The organism is Streptomyces mutabilis (assembly GCF_014649815.1).
GTDB classification, from domain to species: Bacteria; Actinomycetota; Actinomycetes; order Streptomycetales; family Streptomycetaceae; genus Streptomyces; species Streptomyces mutabilis.
Window position 1 is genome coordinate 310,864 of record NZ_BMTT01000004.1, and the last position, 23,844, is coordinate 334,707.

General features: G+C 73.8%; 24 protein-coding genes and 1 pseudogene. 13 read left to right on the forward strand and 12 right to left on the reverse strand.

Annotated elements, in window-relative coordinates; translation table 11 throughout:
• Positions 1–65 precede the first annotated feature (65 nt).
• The gene (gene rsgA / locus IE142_RS12195; protein WP_191885742.1) at positions 66–1,166 is read right to left on the reverse strand and encodes a ribosome small subunit-dependent GTPase A; all 1,101 of its coding nucleotides are present in this window, start codon (positions 1,164–1,166) and stop codon (positions 66–68) included.
• 262 nt (positions 1,167–1,428) lie between these two features.
• The gene (locus tag IE142_RS12200; RefSeq protein WP_043378373.1) at positions 1,429–2,748 is read right to left on the reverse strand and encodes a radical SAM protein; all 1,320 of its coding nucleotides are present in this window, start codon (positions 2,746–2,748) and stop codon (positions 1,429–1,431) included.
• A gap of 106 nt (positions 2,749–2,854) precedes the next feature.
• Between IE142_RS12200 and IE142_RS12205 the strand changes: the two genes are divergently transcribed.
• Entirely contained in the window at positions 2,855–4,111 is a 1,257-nt protein-coding gene (locus IE142_RS12205) for an FAD-binding protein (protein WP_191885743.1), read from the forward strand.
• A gap of 12 nt (positions 4,112–4,123) precedes the next feature.
• Here IE142_RS12205 and IE142_RS12210 read toward each other — a convergent pair whose 3' ends face one another.
• From IE142_RS12210 to IE142_RS12220, 3 genes are all read right to left on the reverse strand, one after another.
• Positions 4,124–5,386, reverse strand: coding sequence for an MFS transporter (locus tag IE142_RS12210; protein WP_191885744.1), 1,263 nt, complete (start codon positions 5,384–5,386; stop codon positions 4,124–4,126).
• A gap of 255 nt (positions 5,387–5,641) precedes the next feature.
• Positions 5,642–6,166 (reverse strand): hypothetical protein, encoded by a 525-nt coding sequence (locus IE142_RS12215; protein ID WP_191885745.1) that lies wholly within the window; start codon positions 6,164–6,166, stop codon positions 5,642–5,644.
• Positions 6,163–7,878, reverse strand: coding sequence for a PHP domain-containing protein (locus IE142_RS12220; RefSeq protein WP_191885746.1), 1,716 nt, complete (start codon positions 7,876–7,878; stop codon positions 6,163–6,165). Before IE142_RS12220 ends, IE142_RS12215 begins: the two co-directional genes overlap by 4 nt.
• A 150-nt stretch (positions 7,879–8,028) precedes the next feature.
• Between IE142_RS12220 and IE142_RS12225 the strand changes: the two genes are divergently transcribed.
• The gene (locus IE142_RS12225; RefSeq protein ID WP_191885747.1) at positions 8,029–8,619 is read left to right on the forward strand and encodes a TetR/AcrR family transcriptional regulator; all 591 of its coding nucleotides are present in this window, start codon (positions 8,029–8,031) and stop codon (positions 8,617–8,619) included.
• Here the strand turns inward: IE142_RS12225 and IE142_RS12230 are convergent.
• The 6 genes from IE142_RS12230 to IE142_RS12255 form a co-directional block, all read right to left on the reverse strand.
• Positions 8,616–9,401, reverse strand: coding sequence for an isocitrate lyase/PEP mutase family protein (locus tag IE142_RS12230; protein WP_191885875.1), 786 nt, complete (start codon positions 9,399–9,401; stop codon positions 8,616–8,618). The genes IE142_RS12225 and IE142_RS12230 overlap by 4 nt on opposite strands.
• A 47-nt stretch (positions 9,402–9,448) precedes the next feature.
• Positions 9,449–9,916 (reverse strand): hypothetical protein, encoded by a 468-nt coding sequence (locus tag IE142_RS12235; RefSeq protein WP_191885748.1) that lies wholly within the window; start codon positions 9,914–9,916, stop codon positions 9,449–9,451.
• A 114-nt stretch (positions 9,917–10,030) separates the two neighbouring features.
• Positions 10,031–11,107, reverse strand: a complete 1,077-nt coding sequence (locus tag IE142_RS12240; protein WP_191885749.1) for a glycoside hydrolase family 43 protein — start codon at positions 11,105–11,107, stop codon at positions 10,031–10,033.
• Positions 11,108–11,261: 154 nt separating this feature from the next.
• Positions 11,262–11,921, reverse strand: coding sequence for a response regulator (locus IE142_RS12245; protein WP_191885750.1), 660 nt, complete (start codon positions 11,919–11,921; stop codon positions 11,262–11,264).
• On the reverse strand, positions 11,918–13,084 hold the full coding sequence (locus IE142_RS12250; protein WP_191885751.1) for a sensor histidine kinase: 1,167 nt from the start codon (positions 13,082–13,084) through the stop codon (positions 11,918–11,920). The genes IE142_RS12245 and IE142_RS12250 overlap by 4 nt, the downstream gene beginning before the upstream one ends.
• Positions 13,081–13,920 (reverse strand): CPBP family intramembrane glutamic endopeptidase, encoded by an 840-nt coding sequence (locus IE142_RS12255; RefSeq protein ID WP_191885752.1) that lies wholly within the window; start codon positions 13,918–13,920, stop codon positions 13,081–13,083. Before IE142_RS12255 ends, IE142_RS12250 begins: the two co-directional genes overlap by 4 nt.
• A gap of 161 nt (positions 13,921–14,081) precedes the next feature.
• Here IE142_RS12255 and mmuM point away from each other — a divergent pair, with 161 nt between their 5' ends.
• From mmuM to IE142_RS12285, 6 genes are all read left to right on the forward strand, one after another.
• Positions 14,082–14,990: a homocysteine S-methyltransferase gene (mmuM, locus tag IE142_RS12260; protein ID WP_191885753.1), complete on the forward strand. Its 909-nt coding sequence runs from the start codon at positions 14,082–14,084 to the stop codon at positions 14,988–14,990.
• A 121-nt stretch (positions 14,991–15,111) separates the two neighbouring features.
• A complete protein-coding gene (locus IE142_RS12265; RefSeq protein ID WP_191885754.1) occupies positions 15,112–16,050 on the forward strand; it encodes a DUF4129 domain-containing protein in 939 nt (312 codons plus the stop codon).
• Positions 16,047–16,604 (forward strand): hypothetical protein, encoded by a 558-nt coding sequence (locus IE142_RS12270; protein WP_191885755.1) that lies wholly within the window; start codon positions 16,047–16,049, stop codon positions 16,602–16,604. Before IE142_RS12265 ends, IE142_RS12270 begins: the two co-directional genes overlap by 4 nt.
• A 13-nt stretch (positions 16,605–16,617) precedes the next feature.
• Complete coding sequence (locus IE142_RS12275; RefSeq protein ID WP_191885756.1) at positions 16,618–17,619, forward strand: AAA family ATPase; 1,002 nt, start codon at positions 16,618–16,620, stop codon at positions 17,617–17,619.
• Complete coding sequence (locus IE142_RS12280) at positions 17,616–18,962, forward strand: DUF58 domain-containing protein (RefSeq protein ID WP_191885757.1); 1,347 nt, start codon at positions 17,616–17,618, stop codon at positions 18,960–18,962. The genes IE142_RS12275 and IE142_RS12280 overlap by 4 nt, the downstream gene beginning before the upstream one ends.
• Positions 18,959–19,627: a hypothetical protein gene (locus tag IE142_RS12285; protein WP_229830392.1), complete on the forward strand. Its 669-nt coding sequence runs from the start codon at positions 18,959–18,961 to the stop codon at positions 19,625–19,627. The genes IE142_RS12280 and IE142_RS12285 overlap by 4 nt, the downstream gene beginning before the upstream one ends.
• A gap of 340 nt (positions 19,628–19,967) precedes the next feature.
• Here IE142_RS12285 and IE142_RS36530 read toward each other — a convergent pair.
• Positions 19,968–20,263, reverse strand: a pseudogene (locus IE142_RS36530) (carboxylesterase/lipase family protein); the annotation flags it as partial.
• A gap of 145 nt (positions 20,264–20,408) precedes the next feature.
• Between IE142_RS36530 and IE142_RS12290 the strand changes: the two are divergent.
• The 5 genes from IE142_RS12290 to IE142_RS12310 all read left to right on the forward strand — a co-directional run bounded on the left by IE142_RS12290 (position 20,409) and on the right by IE142_RS12310 (position 23,838).
• Positions 20,409–20,753, forward strand: a complete 345-nt coding sequence (locus IE142_RS12290) for an STAS domain-containing protein (protein ID WP_191885758.1) — start codon at positions 20,409–20,411, stop codon at positions 20,751–20,753.
• Positions 20,754–20,868: 115 nt separating this feature from the next.
• Positions 20,869–21,933 (forward strand): LacI family DNA-binding transcriptional regulator, encoded by a 1,065-nt coding sequence (locus IE142_RS12295; protein WP_191885759.1) that lies wholly within the window; start codon positions 20,869–20,871, stop codon positions 21,931–21,933.
• Positions 21,934–22,073: 140 nt separating this feature from the next.
• Complete coding sequence (locus tag IE142_RS12300) at positions 22,074–22,580, forward strand: hypothetical protein (protein ID WP_191885760.1); 507 nt, start codon at positions 22,074–22,076, stop codon at positions 22,578–22,580.
• Complete coding sequence (locus IE142_RS12305) at positions 22,577–22,927, forward strand: transcriptional regulator (protein WP_191885761.1); 351 nt, start codon at positions 22,577–22,579, stop codon at positions 22,925–22,927. Before IE142_RS12300 ends, IE142_RS12305 begins: the two co-directional genes overlap by 4 nt.
• Positions 22,924–23,838 (forward strand): ABC transporter ATP-binding protein, encoded by a 915-nt coding sequence (locus tag IE142_RS12310; protein ID WP_191885762.1) that lies wholly within the window; start codon positions 22,924–22,926, stop codon positions 23,836–23,838. Before IE142_RS12305 ends, IE142_RS12310 begins: the two co-directional genes overlap by 4 nt.
• Positions 23,839–23,844: the final 6 nt, after the last annotated feature.

The window sequence follows — 23,844 nt, forward strand, 5'->3', positions numbered from 1 at the left end:
CGGGGCCGCCGGTGGGCGTGCCGGGTCAAGGCCTCGGCACGCCCACCGGACTCCCCAGGGCCCCGCTACCCCAGCCGCCCCCGCTTGGCCTCCATCGCCGCCTTGCCGATCGCTCCCCTGCGCTTCCACTCCTTGCGGATCTCGGCGCGCAGCCGGGCGTCGGTCTTGGCGACGATGCGCTGGTTCTCCCGCATGAGCTTGCGGTAGCTCTCCAGCCGCCGTTCGGGCAGTTCGCCGCTGTCGATGGCGGCGAGGACGGCGCAGCCCGGCTCGCTCTCGTGGGCGCAGTCGTGGAACCGGCAGTCGCCGGCCAGTTCCTCGATCTCGGCGAAGACCTGCCCGACCCCGCTCCCCGCGTCCCAGAGCCCGGCGCCCCGCAGGCCGGGGGTGTCGATCAGCACTCCCCCGCCGGGCATGACGAGGAGGTTGCGGGTGGTGGTGGTGTGCCGGCCCTTGCCGTCGACGTCCCGGGTGGACTGTACGTCCATGACGTCCTCGCCGAGCAGGGCGTTGGCGAGGGTGGACTTGCCCGCGCCGGACTGGCCGAGCAGCACCGCCGTACCGCCGGCGACGACGGCGGAGAGGACGTCCAGGCCCTCCCCCAGCGCGGCGCTGACGGACAGCACCGGCACACCGGGGGCGGACGTCTCCACGTCCTGCACGAGGTGGGCGAGCGTCACCGGATCGGGCACGAGGTCGGCCTTGGTGAGGACGACCACGGGCTGCGCCCCGGATTCCCAGGCGAGCGCGAGGAACCGTTCGACGCGGGCGAGGTCGAGCTCGACCGCGAGCGACACCGCGACGATCGCGTGGTCCACGTTGGCCGCGAGGATCTGCCCCTCGGACCGCTTGGAGGAGGTGGAGCGCACGAAGGCGGTACGGCGCGGCAGGTACGTCCGCACGTAGCGCGGGTTGCCGTCCGGTTCGACGGCTGCCCAGTCGCCGGTGCAGACGACGCGCAGGGGGTCGTGAGGGGTGACGAACGCCGTGTCGGCGCGCAGGACGCCGTCGCTGGTGGCGACGTCGCACTGCCCGCGGTCGACCCGCACGACGCGGCCGGGCAGCAGCCCGTCGGCGGCGTGGGGCGCGAACGCGTCGGCCCAGTCCTCGTCCCAGCCGTAGGGGGTCAGGGCGGAGTGGGCGGTGAAAAGGGAGATGGATGTCAAGGGGTGGCCCCTTCAGGGGGCGGCCCCGGCAAGAGGTCTCAGAAGCGCTGAGGAAGGCCAGCGGCCGCGGAGGTGGACGTGATGGATTCCCGGATGCGGGCAGCGCCCGTCGCGATGACAGCCATCGGTCGACACCTCCTCACTCGCTCGTTCCTGATCCTGCGTCGTCCCTGCGTACGCCTGCGCGGCGATCACCGCGCGACGTGCCGCCACTGTAGCCGGGCGGCACCACGCCCCGTCAACGCCTTTTCCGGCGCCCGCCTCACACCTCGACCGGCGCGTCCTCCGGCAGGCTGTCCATGAAGGAGCTGACGGAGAAGACGGCGTTGCCGGCGCCGGGCGGGCCGTAGCCGGGGGGCGAGGAGAGGCCGAAGTCCTCCATGGTCTGGCGGTAGGCCTGGAGGAGGCGGATGTGGTACTCCAGCGGGGCGCCCTGCGGGTTGGCCTTGCCGAGCGGGGTGGTGGGCTCGGGGCACCAGGTGGTGAAGCGGGGCGTGATGCCGTGCGACATGAAGAAGCGCAGGCCCTCGGTGGTGGAGTCGATGGCCTCGTCGACCGTCTTGAAGCCGAAGGGCTCGGCCATCTCCACGCCCGCGACGAAGTTGGGGATCACGTTGCGCGCGCCGAAGACGTCGGTGGAGTCCAGGATGCGCTTGTGCCACTCGTCACGGCCGACGTACCGCTCCTTGCCGGGGCAGTACATCTTGAACAGGTACTCGTCCCACACCTCGAAGTTGGGGTGGTAGATCTGCACGCCGTAGTCCTTGAAGCGCTGGACGTCCGGCTTGGGCAGGGCCTGGGCGACGACCTTGCCGATCCACCGGCCGGGGAAGTGCTCCTCGATGGCCTTGGCGTACCGTCCGTAGAAGTCGGCCTCGTCCAGACCCTGGACCTTCGACGTGATCGCGCCGCCGGTGAGCGTGTACGCGGTGGAGATCTTGGCGGTGTCGTACTTGTTGATGATCTCCAGCGCCTCGAGGACCTCGTCGACGTCCTTCACGCCCGTGTACGGCCGCCCGGCCGCCTTGTGCTGGCGCCAGTTGTGGTTGATGTCGCAGTACTGGCACTCCTCCTTGGCGCCGAAGTACTGGCAGACGCGGAACGCGGTCAGGTAGATCAGGTAGCCCCACTGGATGGTCGGGGCCACCTCCATGACCGACTTCCCGTTGGAGAGCTTGTGCCGGTAGTACTCGGGCATGGGCGGCACGCCGACGTCGGCGATCCGCTTGCCGTCGAGGTACAGGCCGAGCTGGTTGTGCTCGTCGGCGGCGACGCGGTAGGGCGAGGACGGGTTCACGCGGACGGAGACGACGGTGCGGCGCAGGTCGTAGGGGCCGCCGGTGAGGATGATCTCCTCGGGCGGGCGGCGCAGCGCGGCCTCGCCCAGCTCGGGCAGGGTGCCGTGGTCGAAGGAGAAGATGAAGTAGGACTTCGGCTTGACCTCGCCGTCCTCGTTGTCGCTCAGCGCCGAGGGGTCGAAGGCGACACCGCCCCGCAGGAGGTCCTCCTTGAAGACGGCCTCGCGCGGTACGTGCGGGAACCGCTCCATCAGATCCTCGACCAGCGCGGTACGGCTGTCCATCCCGTGTCTCCTCCCAGCTCCGGCGTTCGACTTCTCACGGTATGCCCCCGCCGGTGCGGCTTCCCGCGCGGGGGCCCTCCAGACGCGCCGGGTAGGTTTCCGCGGTATGACCGACATCACCGTGACCAATTGGGCCGGCAACATCACCTACACGGCCAAGGAACTGCTCCGGCCGCACTCCCTGACCGCGCTGCGGGCCTTGGTGGCGGACAGCGCGCGGGTGCGGGTGCTGGGCAGCGGGCACTCCTTCAACGAGATCGCCGAGCCGGGCGCCGAGGGCGTCCTGCTGTCGCTGGCCGGCCTGCCCGCGGAGGTGGACGTCGACTCGGCCGCCCGCACGGTGCGGGTGGGCGGCGGCGTCCGGTACGCGGAGCTGGCCCGGGTGGTGCACGGCCACGCGCTCGCGCTGCCGAACATGGCGTCGCTGCCGCACATCTCGGTCGCCGGGTCGGTGGCGACCGGCACGCACGGGTCCGGGATCGGCAACGGGCCGCTCTCCTCGTCCGTGCGCGAGGTGGAGCTGGTCACGGCGGACGGCGAGTCGGTGACCGTGGCGCGCGGCGACGAGCGGTTCGGCGGCGTGGTGACCTCGCTCGGCGCACTGGGAGTCGTGACGGCGCTCACCCTCGACCTGGAGCCGGCCTACGAGGTGGAGCAGCACGTCTTCACCGAACTGCCGCTGGACGGCCTGGATAAGGCGACGTTCGAGACGGTGACGGCGGCGGCGTACAGCGTGAGCCTGTTCACGGACTGGCGGGCGCCCGGCTTCCGGCAGGTGTGGCTGAAGCGGCGCACCGACCAGCCGCTGTCCGACTTCCCGCACGCCGCTCCGGCCGCCGAGAAGATGCACCCGGTGCCGGGCATGCCCGCGGTCAACTGCACCGAGCAGTTCGGTGTGCCGGGGCCCTGGCACGAGCGGCTGCCTCACTTCCGCGCCGAGTTCACGCCCAGCAGCGGCGCCGAGCTGCAGTCGGAGTACCTGATGCCGCGCGGGCACGCCCTGGACGCCCTGCGCGCGATGGACGCGATACGGGAGGTCGTCGCGCCGGTGCTGCAGACCTGTGAGATCCGCACGGTCGCCGCGGACGGGCAGTGGCTGAGCCCCTCCTACGGGCGGGACACCGTGGCCGCGCACTTCACCTGGGTCGAGGACACGGCCGCGGTCCTGCCGGTGGTGCGGCGGCTGGAGGAGGCGCTGGCCCCCTTCGCGGCCCGCCCGCACTGGGGGAAGGTGTTCACGACGCCGGCGGACCGGCTGCGCGCGCTCTACCCGCGGCTGGACGAATTCCGGGCGCTGGTGAACGCCCTGGACCCGGCGGGGAAGTTCAGCAACGCGTTCGTCCGCGGTGTGCTGGGCGGCTGAGTCCCCGGCGGCTCAGGACTTCCCCGCCCGTCGGACGGGGGTGAACAGCGCGGCGAGGGCGATGAGGACGCAGCAGGCGCCGGCCACCAGGGCGACCGGCGTGGTGCCGCGTGCCTCGGCCGCCCAGGTGAGGACGGCCGCGCCGATGGGTGCCACCGAGTACTGGAGGGTCCAGAAGGCGGAGGTGACCCTGCCGAGCAGGTGCTCCGGGGTCACCTCCTGGCGCAGCGACATCGAACACGTGCCCGCCATGCCGACGCAGGCCAGGAAGGCCGCGCTGAGCAGGGCGACGGTGGTCACGTCATCGGCCCGGCCCATCCCCGCGAACGCCAGTCCGCACACGGCGACGGCTCCGGTCCAGGTCGGGCCGAAGCCGAGCCGGCGGCGCACCCGGGCCACCAGCAGCGCGCCCGTGATGGTGCCGAGGGCGCCGACCGCCATGACGGTGCCGACCGTGCCGTCGTCGTGGCCGAGGTCGTGCTTGAGGTGGTAGATGACCAGGTCGTTCAGGCCGAGGGTGAGGAAGCTGAAGCAGCACAGCAGGAGGGTGAGCGCGCGCAGCACCGGGTGCCGGCGGAGGAAGGCGACGCCGGTGCGCAGGTCCTGCCGCAGTCCGGAGCTCTCGCCCTTGCCCTGGTCGTCGGCGGGGCGGGGCCGGAAGCGGACGAGGGCGACCAGGGCGGCCGAGACGCCGAAGCTGGCCGCGTCGACACCGACGGCGGCGGCCGGGCCGGACCAGGCGGCCACCACCCCGGCGCACAGCGGTCCGAGGACACCGGCCGCCGCGGCGGTGGCGTTGAGGCGTCCGTTGGCCTCGGTGAGCTGTTCGGTGCCGACCAGGGAGCGCACGACGGTGACGTAGCCGACGGCGAAGAACATGCCGACGGCCTCGCACAGCGGCAGGACTGCGTACAGGAGCCAGACCTGCGGGCCGAGCAGCCAGACCAGGGGAACCAGCCCGTACAGGACCATCCGTACGAGGTCGCAGCCGACGAGCAGTCTGCGGCGGTCCACCCGGTCGACCACGGCCCCGGCGAACACCGCCGCGAGGACCGCGGCCGCACCGCCGACGGCCGTCAGCAGCCCCATCCGCGCGATCGACCCGGTGGCCTCCAGCACCAGCAGCGGCAGGGCGATCAGCGCGAAGGAGTCGCCGAGGACGGAGAGGGTTTGCGCGGCCCAGAAGACGCCGAAGTCCCGTTGCCGCCACAGCGGGCGGCGGTCGTCGGGGATGCGGTCGCCCGCCCTCCCGGTGTCCGGTGCCTCGTGGGTCACCGGGCCGCCGCCGTCCGCCGTCGCCGTCCCATGCCGGTCGCCTCCCCGTCACCCGCTGCCAGGTCCGCGAGCACCTTATGGAGCCGTCAGTGGTCGGCGCATCTCACTTGCGGACCTTGCGGTGCTTCGCGCATCGCACCTACGGACCTTGCGGTGGCCCGCGCACGCACCGCGCTCACGGGCCGTCAGCGGCCTGCGCAAGGACCGCGGCAACGGACCGTCAGCGGTACGCGTAAGCACCGCACTTGCCGCCCGTCAGTGGTCCGCGCAGCACGGTGTCGGGTCCGGGTCCTCGAACGGCACGAGAGTGCCGCCCGCTGCCGGCATGGCGGCCAGGACGAGGCGGCCGTCCTGCCACTGCGGGCGCACGTGGTCCCGGGTCACCAGCAGGGTGTCCGGGGCCGGCTCGCCCGGCGTGCCCAGTACGGTCACGCGGTCGATCGCGGAGCGCGCCAGCAACTCGGCGAGGGTCAGCGTGCCGGTGAGGGCGCCGGCGCCCGGGTAGAGGACGGCCCGGCCGACGGCGTCCGGGACGCCGTCACTGACCTCGTACCCCTGCTCGGTGAGCCGGTCGCGGGCGGCGCGCAGGACCGGCTCCGTCCCGGCCGCGTCCGCGGCCAGGGACAGCGCGACGCGCGGGCGGCCGTCCCGCACCAGGTGCGTGCAGCCGAAGACGCCCTCGGGGAGTTCGAGTTCGGCCGCGAGCGCCTGGAGCAGGTGGTCGGCCGCGCGCAGCGTCGTCGCGTCGGTGTCGACACCGATGGCGTACGACGGGGTCACGAGGGCAGGATCCACACCGGGTTGGAGTAGAACCACAGGTCGCGCCAGGGGTCGGCGTCGCCGACGACGTCGATGGCGGGGCCGGCCGGGTCGACCTTGGCGCCCATCGCGCCGACGGCGGAGCGGTTGCCGTCGGTGCCGCGGGTGCGGAGGTAGACGGGGCGGTCGACGTGGCCGAGGTCGTAGGTGAGGCGGACCGTGCCGGTGTCCTTGTTCACCTCGTACGACTTGACCACGCGGGCGGTCGGCGCGGTGAAGGTGTCCTTGTCGGCGACCGGGCCGGTCACGTCGCCCTGGATGACGTCGACTCGGGCGAGCTTGGGCGTGAAGCCCGCCCAGTTGGGGCCGCCGGCCAGGGCGACGTCCATGGACAGGGTGACCCGGGTGCCCTTGCGGACGTGCAGGGCGCCGCCGAGCGTGGCCCAGCGGCCGCCGCCCGAGACGCGGACGTCGAGGCCGCTGATGAGCTGCCCGTGGTCGACCCAGATGCGGCCGGCGCGGATGCCGTCCATGACGGCGGCGTAGTTGAAGCCGTCGGAGCCCACGTGGGTGCGGCTGTACTGGCCCGGCCAGTAGTCGCCCTGGGTGACGTCGATCTGTCCGCCGTAGACCGGGTCGTCGTAGCGGCCGTTGGCGTTGAAGTCGCCGCCGCCGCGGGCGGCGGTGTCGGCGTACACCTGGTGGGAGTCGGAGTTGGCGGTGATCCACCAGGGGCGGCCCTCGGCGATGAGGCTGTCCCACAGGCCGCCGACGGTGGCGGTCATCCAGTCGAAGCCGCCCCAGGTGCGGTAGCTCTCCAGCGGGTAGCCGGGGAAGGAGTTGGCGCCGGGGCTGCCGTCGTAGATGCCGCGGGCGCGGCCCATGCCGAGCGGCTTCGGCAGGCCGGCCGCCTGGTGGCCGGGGGCGCCCTCGAAGCCGACCGCGATCTGCCGGTCGCCGGTGCCGGTGGCGTCGCGCCAGGCGCGGATCTCGTGCGGGGAGTCGATGCCCTTGCGCGCCGGGTGGTTGGCGAGCATGAGGGCGTCCTTGACCTTGCGCCGCTTGACCTGGTCGGCGAGGAAGGAGAGGCCGGCGACGGCGAGGGCCTCGTTGGCGGGCGTGGAGGCGGTGGCGCCCTTGACGCCGCCGTCGTAGCCGGTTTCGAACTGCTTGAGGACGGAGACCTCGTGCTTGCCGGGGTGGACGAAGACCGTGCCGTGCTCGGCGGCCGGGATGTTCCACTCCAGGCCCTGGAAGACGAGGGTGTCCTCGTAGGCGTCGCGGGCCTCGCGGATGTCCGGGTTGACCTTCTCCACGCCGATCTTGGCGTGGGTGACGCTGCCGTGGTCGGTGATGACCAGCCAGTCCATGCCGTGCCGGGCGCCCTGGCGGACCTGGTCGACGACGCGGTACTTGCCGTCGCTGCTGTACTGGGTGTGGATGTGGTGGTCGCCGGCCAGCCAGAGGAAGCCCTTCTTGCGGCGACCGTTGCCCGCGGCCTGCGCGGGGGCTGCGGTGGCCGTCTGGGCGAGGACGGTGCCGGCGGCCAGTCCGGCGCCGAGCAGACCGGCGCGGCGCAGCAGGCCCCGGCGGGACTGCTGTTCGGGGCTCAGGGCCTCGTCGGGGACGGTGGTGTCGAACGCGGCGGGCAGGGCCCGCGTCGCCTCGTGGTCGTGATCGTGCGTGTGTGCGTGGTGGTGATGGCCGTGCGTGTGACCGTGTCCGTGCCCCATGAGCCCCTCCTGGAAACCGCCGCCGTGCGCGGCTCCGAGGAGAATCGAGGCAGAAGATGAACATTGAACGGCCCGAAGATGAGCCCCGCATGCCGCCCTGCCCGCCCTAGCATGAAACCTAGGAGCCCTAGGAAAGAGGGAAGGTGGCTCATGCCCCGAGTGGGTCTCACGACCGACCGTGTCGTCGCTGCCGCCGCCGACCTCGCCGACGCGGCCGGACTCGAGAACGTCACCGTCTCCGCGCTCGCCCGGCACTTCGGGGTGAAGGACGCGAGTCTGTACACGCACGTCAGAAACCTCCAGGACCTGCGCGTGCGGGTCGCACTGCTGGCCGGCGGCGAGCTGACCGACGAGATCGCCGCGGCGGTGGCCGGCCGGGCCGGCAAGGACGCGCTGGCCGCCTTCGCGGACGCCTATCGTTCATACGCCCTGCGTCACCCCGGCCGGTACGCCGCGACCCAGATCCGCATCGACCCGGCCCTGGTCGCCGACTCCCCCGCCCTGCGCCGCACCGCCGAGATCACCCACGGCATGCTCCGCGCCTACGGCCTCACCGAGCCCGACCTCACCGACGCCGTACGCCTGCTGCGCAGCACCTTCCACGGCTACTGCGCCCTGGAAGCGACCGGCGGCTTCGGCGCCGCGCGCGACGTGCGGGCGTCCTGGGACAAGGTGGTCGAGGCACTGCACGCGGCGCTGACGCACTGGCCGGCCGGGCAGCGGGCCGAACCGGACCGCTAGTCGCTCAGCGCCCGCACCTCCTCGTACGCGGGCGTGACCCCACCCGGCACGCGCCCCGCGCGCACGTCCTCCGCCGCCTCCAGGGCTGCGCCCAGCGCCCGCCGGTACAGCAGCGAGCCGAGGCTGACCCGGCTCACGCCCAGGTCGGCGAGGTGCGGCAGGGCGGGCCCGGCGGGCGAGTGGAGGACGTTCAGCGGGACATCGAGGCGGGCGACCAGTTCGCCGATCCGGTCGGGGTCGGCGAGGCCGGGGACGAAGACCCCGTGGGCGCCGGCCTCGCGGTAGGCGTCCAGGCGCCGCACCGTCTCGGTGAAGGGATCGGACGAGGGACGGGGAAGGGAACCGTCGCCGTACCAGTACGTGTCCGTCCGGGCGTTGACGAACAGGCCGGGCGCCGCCGCCCTGACCGCGGCGATCTTCGCGGCGTGCCGGTCGGCTGGGCCGAGGGCGTCCTCCAGGTTGATCCCGACGGCGCCTACCGCCGCCAGTTCCCGGGCGAACTCCCCCACGGCGTCGGGGTCGTCGCTGAAACCGTCCTCCGCGTCGACGGAGAGCAGGAACGGTCCCGATCCCAGGGTGAGGGCCAGCCGCAGCGTCTCCTCGCGGGTCGCCGACGCCCCGTCGGGCATTCCGCCCGCCGCTGCCACGCCGAGGCTGGTCGTGCCGACCGCCCGGAACCCGCGCCCGGCGAGGGCGTACGCCGAGGCGTGGTCCCAGGCGCACGGCAGGAGCAGCGGCTCACCCGCGCGGTGCAGGTCGGCGAAGTCGGTGCAGGCACTGATACCGGAGGAGGCACACGTGCCGATACCGGAGGAAGCGCCGGCGCCGGTCACGACAGGTCACCCACCGCGTCGGCGTAGTACACGGACTCCTCCAGGTGCTCGGCGAGTCGGCGGAAGCTCCAGCCCTCGCCGGGCGAGTGGTCGAGCTGCTCCTCGGTGAGCGCGTCGAGGCGGTTGGCCCAGATCCGGGCGAGCCGGGTGAGGCGGCTGCGGGCCTCGTCCAGGTCCTCCTGCGTGAAGGGGGCGCGGTCCGCCTCCGTGGTGACCATGGAGGCGTGCCAGTGGTCGGGCTGCGTCTCCTCGCCCGCCAGCCGCGCCTCCATCTCGGCGAGGTGGTCGACCATGTGGTCGGCGACCCGGCGGAGCGCCTTGTGCGGGGTGCAGACGCGTCCGTCGACGTGTGCGGGCCGCCCGTCCCAGGCGGTCCAGGTGGCGGCGAGGGTGAGGACGTGGTCGACCATGGCGGTGACGGTGTCGGCGGGGGTGGCGGCGGTGGCGGTGTTCTCGTCGTTCATGTCCAGCACGCTACGAGCCGGTTGCTTCGGCGCCGGCCGAAGTGTTCCCGCCCTTCCGGGAGACGGGGACCTGGGGGTGCCGGCCACCGGGGTGGTGGTGGCCGGCACGCACGTTCACGCCCGTTCCCTCGCCGTGTCGGCGACCGGGACGCCGAAGTCCGGCGTGCCGTCCGCCTTCCAGCCCAGCTTCTGGATGCGGGTGTGCCGGTTGGGGTCGTTCAGCGGGTCGCCGTCGATCTCCTCGTACTGGCGGGCGTGGTAGACGAGGACGTCGCTGCCGTCGCGGTCGACGGTGAAGCAGTTGTGGCCGGGACCGTACTGGCCGGTGGTGTCGTTGCTGGTGAAGACGGGCGTCGGTGACTTCGACCAGCTCACGGGGTCCATCAGGTCGGCGTCCGCGTCGGCGGTCAGCAGCCCCATGCAGTAGTTGGCGTCGGTGGCGCTCGCGGAGTACGTCATGAACAGCCGTCCGTTGCGGGCGATGACCGACGCGCCCTCGTTGACCTTGAACCCCACGCACTCCCAGTCGTACTCGGGTGTGGAAAGCCGTACCTGAGGGCCCTTCAGCGTCCAGGGGTTCTCCATCTCGGACAGCCACAGGGCGGTGTTGTTGTCCATGCCGGGCTCGTGCTGGGCCCAGGCGAGGTAGCGGGTACCGCGGTGGGTGAAGGTGGTGGCGTCGAGGGAGAAGGTCTCCCAGGCGGTCTTCACCTGGCCGCGCTCGACCCAGGTGCCCCGGAAGGGGTTGGGGTGGGCGTTCTCCAGGACCCAGACGCGGATGTCCCAGACGCGCTCGGCGGGCGCGGCGGCGAAGTAGATGTACCACTTGCCGCCGACGCGGTGCATCTCCGGCGCCCAGATGTGCGCGCCCATGTCGCCGGTGACGTGCTTGCGCCAGATGACGGACTCATGGGCGGTCCGGAGGCCGTTCAGGGTGCGGGCGCGGCGCAGGACGATGCGGTCGTACTCGGGGGCGGTCGCGGTGAAGTAGTAGAAGCCGTCGGTGTGGCGGCGGATGTGCGGGTCGGCGCGGTTGCGGACGAGCGGGTTCACGTAGGGTGCCGCCTTCCCGGGCGCGGCGGTGGCGACGGCGGGGACGGCCGTCAGGGCTCCCGCGGCCGCGGCGCCCTTCAACAGCAGGCGTCGGCCGGGGACTGCGGGCTGCGCGGGCGCTTCGTCGGCGCGGCTCATGCGGGCTGCCTCTCGACGGGGAGTTCGTCATGCGGACGGCGGTCCTGCACGCCCGTCCGACATACCGAACATCATCTGTTATTACGAACGTCGAAAAAGGTAAGGGTGTGGCAGGGGGAGGTCAACGGTTCCGACACCGGGGCCCGCGCGGGCGTCAGGTCACCAGGCCGTGCCGGTAGGCGTAGACGACGGCCTGGACGCGGTCGCGCAGGCCGAGCTTGGCGAGGATGCGCGACACGAAGGTCTTGACCGTCTCGTGGCTGATGACGAGCGCCGCGGCGATCTCGCTGTTGGACAGGCCGTCCGCGATGAGGCACAGGACCTCCAGTTCGCGGGGTGTCAGCGGGACGTCCGGCGCGCCGCCCTCGGCGGGCCGGATCCGGGCGGCGTACCGGCCCACGAGCCGGCGCGTCACCTCCGGGTCCAGCAGCGCGGAGCCCATGGCCACGGTGCGTATGCCGTGCAGCAGCCGGTCCGGCGGCGCGTCCTTGAGCAGGAACCCGCTCGCTCCCGCGCGCAGCGCCTCGTAGACGTACTCGTCCAGGTTGAACGTCGTCACGACCAGCACCTTCACGGGGTGCTCGACCCCGGCCCCGGCCAGCAGCCGGGTGGCCTCGATACCGTCGAGCACCGGCATGCGTACGTCCATCACCACGACGTCCGGGCGGAGCCGGCCGGCCAGCTCCACCGCGGTCCGCCCGTCCCCGCACTCGCCGGCGACCTCCAGGTCGGGCTGCGCGTCGATGATCGTCGACAGACCGGTGCGGATCAGCACCTGGTCGTCGCAGACCAGCACCCGGACCGGCGCGCTCATGCCGGGCTCCTTGCGGGTATCCGCGCCCGGACCAGGAAGCCGCCGCCCGTCCGGCGGCCCGCGCTGAAGTCGCCGCCCAGGACGTCGACCCGTTCGCGCAGGCCGTCCAGTCCCCGCCCGCTGCCGCCGGGGGACGCGGCCCGGGAACCGGAACCGTCCGTGCCGACTTCCACGGTGATCTCCCTTTCGCCGTGGCGCACCAGGACCGAGGTCCGGCTGCCGTGGTCGTACTTGAGCGCGTTCGTCAGGGCTTCCTGCACGACCCGGTAGGCCACGAGGTCGGCGCTGCCGGTCGAGGCGGGCGGCGTGCCCTCCTCGGTGAACTCCACCGGCTGACCGGCCCGGCGCGTCTGCTCGACGAGCGTGAGCACCCGGCCGACGGGCGGGGTCCGGTCCTCGCCGCCGTGGCCGGTGCCGTGGTCGGGGTTGAGCAGGTCGAGCAGGTGCCGCAGATCGGTGATGGCGCGCCGGCCGGTGTCGCTGACGGCGGTCAGGGTCCGGTCGAGCCGGTCGGGCGCGGCGGTCAGGTACCGGGCCGCCTCGGCCTGCACGACCATCGCCGTCACGTGGTGGGTCACGACGTCGTGGAGTTCGCGGGCGATCCGGGTGCGTTCGGCGGTGCGGGCGTCCTCGGCGACGCGGCTGCGGTGTTCAGCCTCCGCGACCCGGGCGGAGCGCATCCACGTGCCGACGCCCCACGCGAGGGCCAGCGCCAGGTAGAACGTCACGAACTCGGCGGCCGGTTCGCCCGGCCCGCGCCGGTGCAGCTCGACCGACAGCCCCGCGAACGCCACGGTGGCGGCGACCAGGGTGGTGCGCCGGTACCTGTCCAGGTACGACCCGGCGCTCAGCAGGGCGATGGGCAGCGCGGTGCCCGCGACGAGGTGGTAGCCGCGCACCTGGTCGAGGGCGAAGCCGCCCGACACCAGGGCGAGGCAGACCAGCGGCCACCGTCGGCGCACGGCGAGGGGCAGGCACTGCAGGACGGCCGCCGCACCGGCCAGCGCGTCGGCGGGCCGGTGCGGCAGACCGCCGACCTCCGTGCCGTCGCCGTGGAACACCGGCAGGGCCGAGGCGACGAGGAACAGCACGCCGAGCGGAAGGTCCCGGACCGTGACGTCGAGCCGGTGCCACAGCTCCGGGACGCGCCGACGAAGGATCACCGGGGCAGTTTAATAGCGGAGTCGACACCCGCGGCCCGCCGGGAGCCGAAGGGCACGATGTTGCCGCGCCGGTGGGCCAGCCACAGGAACACCAGCGTCAGCAGCGCCCCGAAGCCCACCGAGTACACGCTGCCCTCCGGCCCGAACGCACCGCCGGTGAGCAGCTCCGGGCCCGACGTCGAGGAGTCGAGCAGCCCCTCGTTGGTGCCGTTGCCGGACACCTCGGTGCTGAAGATGCCGGCCGCGGCGAAGTTCCAGCCGAAGTGCACGCCGATGGCGAACCAGAGGCTGCGGGTGGCGGCGTACGCGGCGGCGAGCATGAAGCCGGCCTCGATGGCGATGGCGATGCCGCCCCACAGGGTCGCGTGCTCGTTGAGCAGGTGCGAGAGGCCGAACACGAGGCCGGTCAGCGCCAGCGCGATGTAGGTGCCGGTGCGCTCCTCGATGATCCGGAACAGCACTCCGCGGTAGAGCACTTCCTCCGTCGCGGCGGCACCGGCCATGAAGCCGACCAGGCCCAGCGCGCCCGTCACCGAGCCCAGGCCGTCCACTGCGTAGTGCCCGGAGGTGAAGAGGTTGACGATGACGGCCGCGAACATCCCGGTCCCGATCACGACGCCCCAGCCGGTCTTGGCGACGGCGCCCTCCCGGGTCACGTCCAGGGCGGGCCGGTGCTCGGTCCGCCGCACCACCCACGCGTACACGAGCACGGCCAGCGCGGCGGCCGCGAGGCCGAGGGCCAGCGAGAGCCAGTCGTTCCCCTTCACGGCGGCGATGGCACCTCCTCCGAGGGCGGTCGTCGCCATGACGGCCAGGAACTGCCAGACAAACCTCACGAGAACCCCTTCACCGGGCCGCGACCGGGTGGGCCGCGGGCTGCACCCGACGCTACGGATCCGGCGACCGGAGATCGTCACCTCCCGGTGGACACCTCGCTGTAGCTCGCACGGGGGACACGGCCCCGCGGCCGTCCCGTCGCGGTGACTAGCCTCGTGCCATGACCAGCGACTTCGCCGACGCCCTCGCCTCCGGCCGCCCCCTCGTGCTCGACGGGGGCATGTCCAACCAACTGGAGTCGGCGGGCCACGACCTGAGCGACGACCTGTGGTCGGCGCGGTTGCTCGCCGAGGATCCGGAGGCGGTCACCGAGGCGCACGTCGCCTACTTCGAGGCGGGCGCGGACGTGGCGACCACCGCCAGCTACCAGGCGACGTTCGAGGGGTTCGCCCGACGGGGTGCCGACCGCGGGCGTGCCGCGGAACTCATGGCCCTGAGCGTGGAATCGGCGCGCGAGGCGGCCCGCCGCGCGCGGGTGGACCGACGGCTGTGGGTGGCGGCCTCCGCCGGCCCCTACGGCGCGATGCTCGCGGACGGCTCCGAGTACCGGGGCCGGTACGGGCTGGGGATCGCGGAGCTGGAGCGCTTCCACCGTCCCCGCCTGGAGGTACTGGCGGCGGCCCGGCCGGACGTGCTCGCGCTGGAGACCGTCCCCGACACCGACGAGGCGGCGGCGCTGCTGCGGGCGGTGCGCGGACTGGGTGTGCCGGCCTGGCTGTCGTACACCGTCGCGGGCGACCGCGCCCGCGCGGGCCAGCCGCTGGAGGAGGCCTTCACCCTGGCCGCGGACGCGGAGGAGGTGATCGCGGTGGGCGTGAACTGCTGCCACCCCGATGACGTGCCCGGCGCCGTGGAGACCGCCGCCCGCGTCACCGGAAAGACTGTTGTTGTTTACCCCAACTGCGGGGAGGCCTGGAACGCTGAGGCGCGCTCCTGGGAAGGGCGTTCCTCGTTCGACGCCGGGCGGGTCCGCCAGTGGCGGGCGGCCGGGGCCCGGTTGATCGGCGGCTGCTGCCGGGTCGGGCCGGAGACGATCAGGTCGGTCGCGACCACGCTGGCATCGGCGTGAGCGACGGCCGGCGGTCCGGTCGTCCGGGGGGGGGGCGTGCGCCGTGCCGCAGTCGGCGGGTGTGTGCCAGGATGACGGCGAACTGGCGTTCGGGGGCGACGGGTTCGGCAGGGGGGACCGCATGGAACACGGGGGGCGGCCGCGGCAGCGGGCGGTGCCCGGGGCTCTGGTCGCGGTAGGAGTGGTCGCGGCGCTGGCCGTGGCCGCGTTGGCACTGCGGCCCGCTGAGGGGCTACTGCATTCCGGCAAGGGGCCTCTGGGTCACTGGGGCATCGTCGCGATCGGGTCGTCCGCAGCCTGGACGGTGGGCGTCGTACTGGCCGTCCAGCGCCTCCGCCCCCGGTTCAACGCCTACCGCGTCTCGCTGCCGGCGGGCGAGGAGCGGCTGCGGGAGACCGCCGGACCGCTGCTGATCGCCGGGGCGGGCGTCATCGGCGTCCTCTCCCTGGTCCTGCACCGGTTCTCCCGCGGCGACGGCGGGCCCGACGCACCGGAGGCCCTCCCGACGCGGTTCCCCACCCCGACGGCTCCCGGCCGGCCGGTTCCCTCGGACGGCTCGGGGGATTCGTCGCGCCTTCCGTCCCTGCCGCTCTACCTCGTCCTCGGCCTGCTGGCCGCGGTCGTCGTCGTGCTCGTCGCGGTGGCCGTCGCGCGACGGCTGCGACGGCTCGGGCTGAGGGTGCCGCGGCGACCCGACCTCGCGGGCACCGCGAGCGAGGACGACGACGCGCGCGTGCTGCTGTCCGCCGTGCGGTCGGGCCGCCGCGCCCTGGCCGACACCGGCGACGCCCGTACGGCCGTCATCGCCTGCTACGCCGGGATGGAGGAAGCCCTCGTCGCGTCCGGCGTACCGCGGCACGCCTCCGACAGCCCCACCGATCTGCTCGTCCGCGCCGTCGCCGCGGGACTCGCCCCCGGACCGGCCGCACCGCGCCTCACCGCGCTGTTCCGCGAGGCCCGGTTCTCCTCCCACCCGATGGACGCCTCGCACCGCGAGGCCGCGGCCGACGCCCTGGAGGAGATCGCCTCGATGCTCCTGGACCGGGAGGAGGCGCGGTGAACCGGCCGGTGGAGGAGACTCCGGGCGGGGACATGCTCACCCTGGGCCGGCTCGGGCTGCTCGGCGGCGCGGTCGCCGGCTCCGGTGTCCTGCTCGTCCTGCTCCTCGACGGTGCCGTGGCGGCCGGCGCCCTCCTGGCCCTGCTCGTCGTCGTGGCGTTGCTCCTCGCCCGGTACGTCGCCGGGGCGGGCGCGTTCGACTCCGGCCACCGGGGCGAGGTGCGGCTGCTGCGGACCAGGGCGCCGGGCATGGGCGAGTGGCGGCGGAACGTGGGGACCGCCACGGGGCCCGACGGCGCCCTCTACTACCGCGCGGTGCTCCGGCCCGAGCTGCGCCACCTGTACGCCGCCGCGCTCGCCGAGCACCACCACGTCTCGCTCGACCAGCAGCCCGAGCGGGCGGCCGAGTTGATTGGACCCGAGCTGTGGCCGTGGCTCGGCCCCGAGCCACCCGGGACCGGGCCCGACGGCGAGGTCCCCGTCGACGTGCTGCGCCGCCTCGTCGACCGGCTCGAATCGCTCGGCGCACCCCGCACTCGTACCCCGCACCGGTAAGGAATCAAGCGACGTGACGACTGACCCCACGCCTCAGCTCCGCACCGCCGAAGAGGTCGGCGAGCAGGCCGGCGCCGTACTGCGCGAGATAGGCCGTGCCGTCGTCGGCAAGCCGGACGCCCTGGAACTGGTGATGCTGGGCGTGCTGGCCGGTGGCCACGTCCTCGTCGAGGACCTGCCGGGGCTCGGCAAGACCCTTCTCGCGCGGTCCTTCGCCACCACGCTCGGCCTGGACTTCCGCCGGATCCAGTTCACGCCCGACCTGCTGCCCTCCGACGTCACCGGGACGCCGCTGTACGACCGGCGCACCGGCGAGATGGTGTTCCACCCCGGCCCGGTCTTCACCCACCTGCTGCTCGCCGACGAGATCAACCGGACGCCGCCCAAGACCCAGGCCGCGCTGCTGGAGGCGATGGCCGAGTCGCAGGTGACGGTGGACGGCGAGACCCGGCCGCTGGCCAACCCGTTCGTGGTCATCGCGACCGCCAACCCGGTGGAGTACGAGGGCACGTACTCCCTTCCCGAGGCCCAGCTCGACCGGTTTCAGCTGCGCGTGCGGATGGGCTACCTGACCGCCGGTGAGGAGCTGGCGATGTTGCGGGCGCGGATCGACCGGGCCGCGCCCGAGGCCGTGCTCGACAGGCTCGCGGGGCCGGCCGACGTCGTGGCCTGGCGGGCCGTCGTGGAGCGCGTGGAGATCGACGACGACCTGCTGGAGTACGCCGTCGCGCTCGTCGGCGCGACCCGCGACCACCCCCAGATCAGCATCGGCGCCTCACCGCGCGGCGGACTCGCCCTGGTCCAGCTGGCGCGCGCCCGCGCCGTGCTGGACGGCCGCGACTACGTCGTCCCGGAGGACGTCAAGTCCCTCGCGGTGCCCGCGCTCGCCCACCGGGTGTCGCTGCGGCCGGAGTTGTGGGTGCGCGAGGTGTCCACGGACGACGTGCTGCGCGAGATCGTCGGCAGCGTCGGCACGCCGACGACACGGCGTACGGCCGCCGCCGTCTCGTCGTGACCGCGCCCGCTCCCGCGCCGCCGCCGGACGCCGGCGCGGTCCGCGCCCTGGAGGGGCGTACCTCCCCGGCGCAGCCGCCGCCTCCGCCGCCCGGCGGGCCGCGCCCGAGCGAGCGGACCCTGCGCCTGCTGACCGTCGCCGTCGTCGCGCTGTCCGCCGCGCTGCTCACCGGGCGGGCGTGGCTGCTGGCGCTCGCGGCGGCGCCGCTGGTGCTGCTCGCACTGGCGTTGCCCCGCGCCTTCCCCCGGCGCGTCGAGACGTCGACGACCGTGGAACCGGGCCGCTGCTTCGAGGGTGACACCGTCACCCTGCGCATCGTGGTCGCCCACGACGGGGGCGCCGTCCGTCTGGACCCCGGCGTCACGCTGGGCCCGGGACTGCGGCTCGACGAGGTCGTGGTCGGCCCGTCCACGGTGACGCTGCGCCACACCGCGCTGCACTGGGGCCGCTGGTCGCTGGGGCCGGTGGACCTCGACGTGTACGACGCCGGGGGCACCGTGCGCCGCACCGTGCGCGTGGGGGCGGCCGAGGTGGCGGTCTTCCCGCAGGCCACACAGGCGCGGTTCACGCCGATCCCGGCCCGGCTGCCGCAGCGGCTCGGCGAGCACGCCTCGCCGCAGGCCGGCGAAGGGGTCGAGGTCGTCGGCGTGGGTCCCTGGGTGCCCGGGGAACGGCAGCGGCGCATTCACTGGCCGTCGACGACCCGGCGCGGGGCCGTGCAGCTGCACCGGTTCGCGGCCGAGCGGGCGGCCGACACGGTGATGCTGATCGACGCGTTCGGCGACGTCGTGGACCCGGTGACCGGTGTGTCGTCTCTGGACGAGACGGTGCGGGCCGCCACCGGGCTCACCCGGGCCTACCTGCGCACCCACGACCGGGTGGGGGTCGTCTCGACCGGGGGCACCACCCGCTGGCTGGCGCCGGGCACCGGGGACGCGGCGTTCTACCGCATCGTGGAGAGCGTCCTCGACGTCCGCAAGGACCGGCGGTTCGAGGCATCCGGCCTCGAACGGGTACCGCCGCCCGCGCTGCCGGAGGGGGCCCTCGTGTACGTGTTCACGCCGTTGAGCGACGCGCGGGTGCTGAAGGTGCTGCGGGACCTCCAGGCGCGCGGGCGCCGCCCGGTGGTCGTGGAGATACCGAGCGGCGACCCTCAGGTCGAGCCCGGGGACGCGGCGGGCGAGTTGGGGCTGCGGCTGTGGCACGCGGAGCGGGACGCGATGCGCTTCGCGCTGCGGGACAGCGGGGTGCCGGTGGTGCGGCACGTCGTCGGCGAGTCGTTGGATCTGGCGTTGGCGCCGCTGCTGTCGGGGCGGGTCGGCGGGAGGGGGCGCGCGGGATGACGGTGCTCGATGGCCGGGTCGGCTTCCGGGAGTACCTGGGGTACTGGGTCGGCACCCTGCCGGTCCGGGTACTCGGGGCGGCGGCGCTCGTGATGGCGTGGCGGCCGTGGGCGACGGTGAACGGCGCGCCGGACACGGTCGTGTTCGGGTGCGCGGTCGCCTTCGCGGTGTGGGCGGCGCCGTCGCTGGACCGGCGGCCGTCGTTGGAGTCCGTGCGGTGGTCCTACCGTCTGCTGCGGCACCGGACGACGGTGCTGGCGGGCGGTGTCGTGGTGATCGCGGCGTCCGGCGATCCGGCCTGGTGGGAGCGCGCCTGCGTGATCGGGCTGCTGGTCGCCCACCTGGTGGCGAGTGAGACGTGGCCCTGGCGGTGGGGGCGCGGGGCCGCGCGCGCGTGGGCGGAGGCGGTCGCGGCCTGCGCGGGAGCGGGCGTCGTGGCGGTGGCCGCCGCGGTTCCGGTGAGCGGAGCCGGGTCCGGCCTCGGGCGAGTGATCGCCGCCGGGGTGGTGGTGGCCCTCGCGGTGGCCGTGGGCGTGCTGTTGCGCGCGCGGTGGCGCGGGGACGCTCCGGAAGCCCTTTTCCCGGTGCCCGAAAGGGCAACGGAATTTCCCGTACGACACCGGGAGGACCCGCTGCACGAGGGCGCCGGGGAAGCCGTCCCGTAGTTCGGTCGCACAACATTCACATCCCGTCAATTACCGTCCCGGTCTCTCATATGACGGCTGGTAGCGTGCCCGGCGCTTCACCCCACAGACCGAAGCAACCGATCTTTGGACTTCCCTTCATGACTGGAACGCCGGACGGAGCCTCCACCAACACGTTCACGCCGGGCGGACGGCGCCGGCACCGCAGGGTGAGACTGAGCCGCGTCGGCGCGCGACAGGCCCTCGTGCTCGCGATGGCCGTACCCGTGGCCTCCGCCACGCTGGCCGGAACCTCGGCCTTCGCCGCCGACGACAGCGGCCCGCGGCCGCAGGGCATCTCGGTCGAAGACGACGGCGCGGACGACTCGGAGCCCCTGGTCAGAGCGCCGCCGTGGAGCCACACCAGGACCGGCGGGCGGGCGTCGTGGCTCGGGTCGGGGGTCAACCTGGCGACGACTGCCTCAACCTCGACGTCGACCGCCGGGTCGGAGAGGTACTGGGCGACAACCTCGGAGTACGGCGTTTCGGTGCCGTGGGGGAGCGGTCCGAAGGGGGTGCCACGTACGGGATGCCCCGGTACACGGCGACACCGTGCTCGTACCTGCCCCGTACCGCCCCGTGGGGCGTACGGATCACGGGGTTCGTCCGGCCCGCCATCGCGCTCACCAGCCCTTCACCGCACTGTTGCACCGCTCATGTCAGAGCGCAGCGGACGTCGGCTCTGTTCCGGCCGACCTGCGCGGCGCCACTGGGGGACAATGGGAGACACGTCCGCCCGCACTGAGTCGCTGAGGAGGCCGTCGTGACCGTCGACCCGCGTCGCTCCAGCCCGACGACCGCACCCGTGAGGATCGCCGAGGCGGACGGGCACCACGCCGTCCTGACCTTCTCCGGCGACCTGGACGCTCCGGCGCTGCGCGTGCTGGAGGAGATTCTGCTCGACCACCGCCTGCGCGAGCCGACCGCCTGGACGCTGGACATGACCGGCCTCCGCCACATCGACCTGGCCTGCGCCTACGCGCTGCTGCGCGCGGTCACCGAGACGCCGGAGCGGGAGATCGCGATCACCGTGCGCGGAGCCCGCCCCGCCGTGCACCGGACCTTGCGGCACGCGGGCGTGGACACCGTCGCCACCTTCGAGCGCTGACCCGCCGCCCTTCGGCGCCCTCTCTTCCCCGGTCTTCCCGCCGGGAAGCGGCGTACCTAGGATAGGAAGCGCTTTCTGTCCCCGGGCCCGGACGGGCCGGAGAGGTGGTTGCCCGATGGCCCGTACGGCGAGTGCGAGCACGTCGGCCGGGCCGACGCTGGCGGTGGTGGCCCGGGAAGCCGGGGTCTCGGTGCCGACCGCGTCCAAGGTCGTCAACGGACGGGAGGACGTGGCACCCGAGACCCGCCGGCGCGTGACGGAGGCGCTGGACCGGCTCGGCTACGTGCGTCGCCCGCGTTTCGACACCGCGCGGGCGCTCCGGCTGGTCGACCTCGTCGTGCACTCCCTGGACAGCTCCCGGTCGGGCGCGGTGCTGCGCGGGGTGGAGGAGGCGGCGTACGACGCGGGGCTGGAGGTGGTCGTCTCGGCGGGCCTGAACCGCCCCCGGCCCGGGGGCGAGGAACGGCCGCGACCGGCCCACGGCTGGCTGGACCGGCTCGTGGTGCGCGGCTCGTCCGGGGTGCTGTTCAACCGGGCCGAGCCGACCGCTCTCCAGTACGCGTGGCTGGAACAGCACCGCATCCCGTTCGTGATGATCGATCCGGCGGTGGAACCGCCGTCGGACGTGGTGTCGGTGGGTGCCGCCAACTGGCAGGGCGGGGTGACGGCGACCGAGCACCTGCTGCGCCTCGGCCACGAGCGGATCGCCGTCGTCGCCGGTCAGCGGCGCAGCCTCGGCAGCGGCGCACGGATCGCCGGCTACCGCTCCGCCCTGGCGTCGGCGGGGGTGCCCGACCGGCCCGAGTACGTCCGCCACGCCGGGTTCGACCGCGCTGCGGCCCGGCGGCGCACGCGGGAGCTGCTGGACCTGCCCGAGCCGCCGACGGCCGTGTTCGTCTGCTCGGACGTGATGGCCCTCGGCGTGTACGAGGCGCTGGCCGAGCGGGGCCTGACGGTACCGGCCGACTTGAGCGTGGTCGGCTTCGACGACCTGCCCGAGGCCCGCTGGGCCACCCCGGCCCTGACCACGGTCCGCCAGCCGCTCTCGGAGATGGCGGCCACCGCCCTGCGCCTGCTGCTGCGCATGATGGAGGGCCACCACCCGGAGAGCACGCGCACGGAACTGTCGACCCGCCTGGTGGAGCGCGCGAGCACCGCGCCGCCGCGCACCCGCCGGTGACCTCGACCGCGGCGCCGACCGCACCTCCCGGGGGACCCGCGCCCTCGCGCCACCACTCCTCCCTACTTGCCTGCTGGGAAAGTCAAGGGTAACTTTCCCAGCAGGAAAGTGAAGTGGACACGGACAGGGAGGCGGTGGGCGTGAGCACACCGGTCGATGCCGAACAGGCGTGGAGGGACCTGCAGCGCATCCGGGTGCCGCAGGAGCGGGTGTACGACGAGGTCGAGCGGTCGGCCTCCGGCAGCCCCCGCACGACCCGCACCACGGCCGCGATCATGTGGGTCTTCCTGGTCTCCATGGGGCTGGACCTGCCCAAGTGGGGCGTCTGGCTGGCCCTCGCCGTGTATCTCGTGGCGCTGGGCACGCTGGCCCGGGCGCACCACCGCAGGAGCCGGGTGCGGCTGCACCACTCCCGCTGCGACTGGCGGATGCTGGCGGGCTTCGTCGCGGGTGCGGTGGTGACCTGCGCGACGATCGTGCTGTCCGGCCGTCTGGTCGAGCCGCTGGAGCCGATGACGGGCGCCCTGATCCAGGCCACCGTCTCGGCGGCCGTGTTCGTGCTGTTCACGGGACCGGTGAGCCGGTGGTCGACCGGGGCGTTGCGCGGCCGGAATGGACGGAAGACCTCCGAGGGGGCGGGCCGGTGAGCACTCCCTCGGGGTTCGACGAGCTGATCCACCCCGCCACCCGGCTGTCGGTGGTCGCGCTGCTCGCCGCCACCGAATGGGCGGACTTCGCGTTCGTCCGCGACAGCCTCTCGCTCAGCGACTCCGCGCTCTCGAAGCAGCTCCACACGCTGGAGGAGGCCGGATACCTGGAGCTGCGCAAGGAGGGCGCCGGGCGCAAGCGGCGCACCAAAGTGCGGTTGACGGACCGCGGGCGTGCCGCCTTCGACGGGCACGTGGCGGCACTCCGGGCGATCGTCGAGGGCGCCGGCCCTCCGGCGGCGGCCGGCCGGTCGGCGCCGCATCACTCGACGGAGGCCGCACGATGACACCGACCCACACCTCCGCCTCCGACGTCGTCGTCGAGGCCCGGGACGTGACGATGGCGTACGGGGACGTCGACGTCCTGCGCGGCGTCGACCTCGACATCCACCGCGGCGAGGTCTTCGCCCTGCTCGGGCCCAACGGCGCCGGGAAGACCACCACCGTCGAGATCCTGGAGGGCTTCCGGCGGCGCTCGGCCGGCGACGTCCGCGTGCTGGGCACCGACCCGGAACGGGGCGACGACGCCTGGCGCGGCCGGCTCGGACTGGTCCTGCAGTCCTGGCGGGACCATCCCCGCTGGCGGGTGGCCGAACTGCTCGCGCACTTCGCGGCGTACTACCCCGATCCGCGCGAACCGGCCGAGCTGCTGGCCCTGGTCGGGCTCACCGACCAGGCCGGCCGCCAGGTGAACCGGCTGTCCGGCGGCCAGCGACGCCGGCTGGACGTCGCGCTCGGCATCGTCGGCCGTCCCGAACTGCTCTTCCTGGACGAACCGACAACCGGCTTCGACCCCGAGGCCCGGCACGAGTTCCACCTCCTGGTCGAACGGCTGGCCCGCGAGGAGGGCGTCACCGTCCTGCTCACCACCCACGACCTGGTGGAGGCCGAACGGCTCGCCGACCGGATCGCCATGCTGGTCGGCGGCCGGATCCGCGCCCACGGCACCCCCGCCGAACTGGCCCGCCGGGCCGCCGCCCAGGCCGAGGTCCGCTGGACGGCCGACGACGGGACGCCCCGGCGCGAACGCACCGGGGACCCCTCGCGGCTGGTCTGGGAACTCCACCGGGACGCGGACGGCCCGATCGCCGGCCTGGAGGTCCGCCGCCCGACCCTGGAGGACACCTACCTGCACATGGTCCACCGGGCGGCCGACGGGACCGACGCGACGGCGGACGGGGAGGCGCGGGCCGCGTGAAGGGAA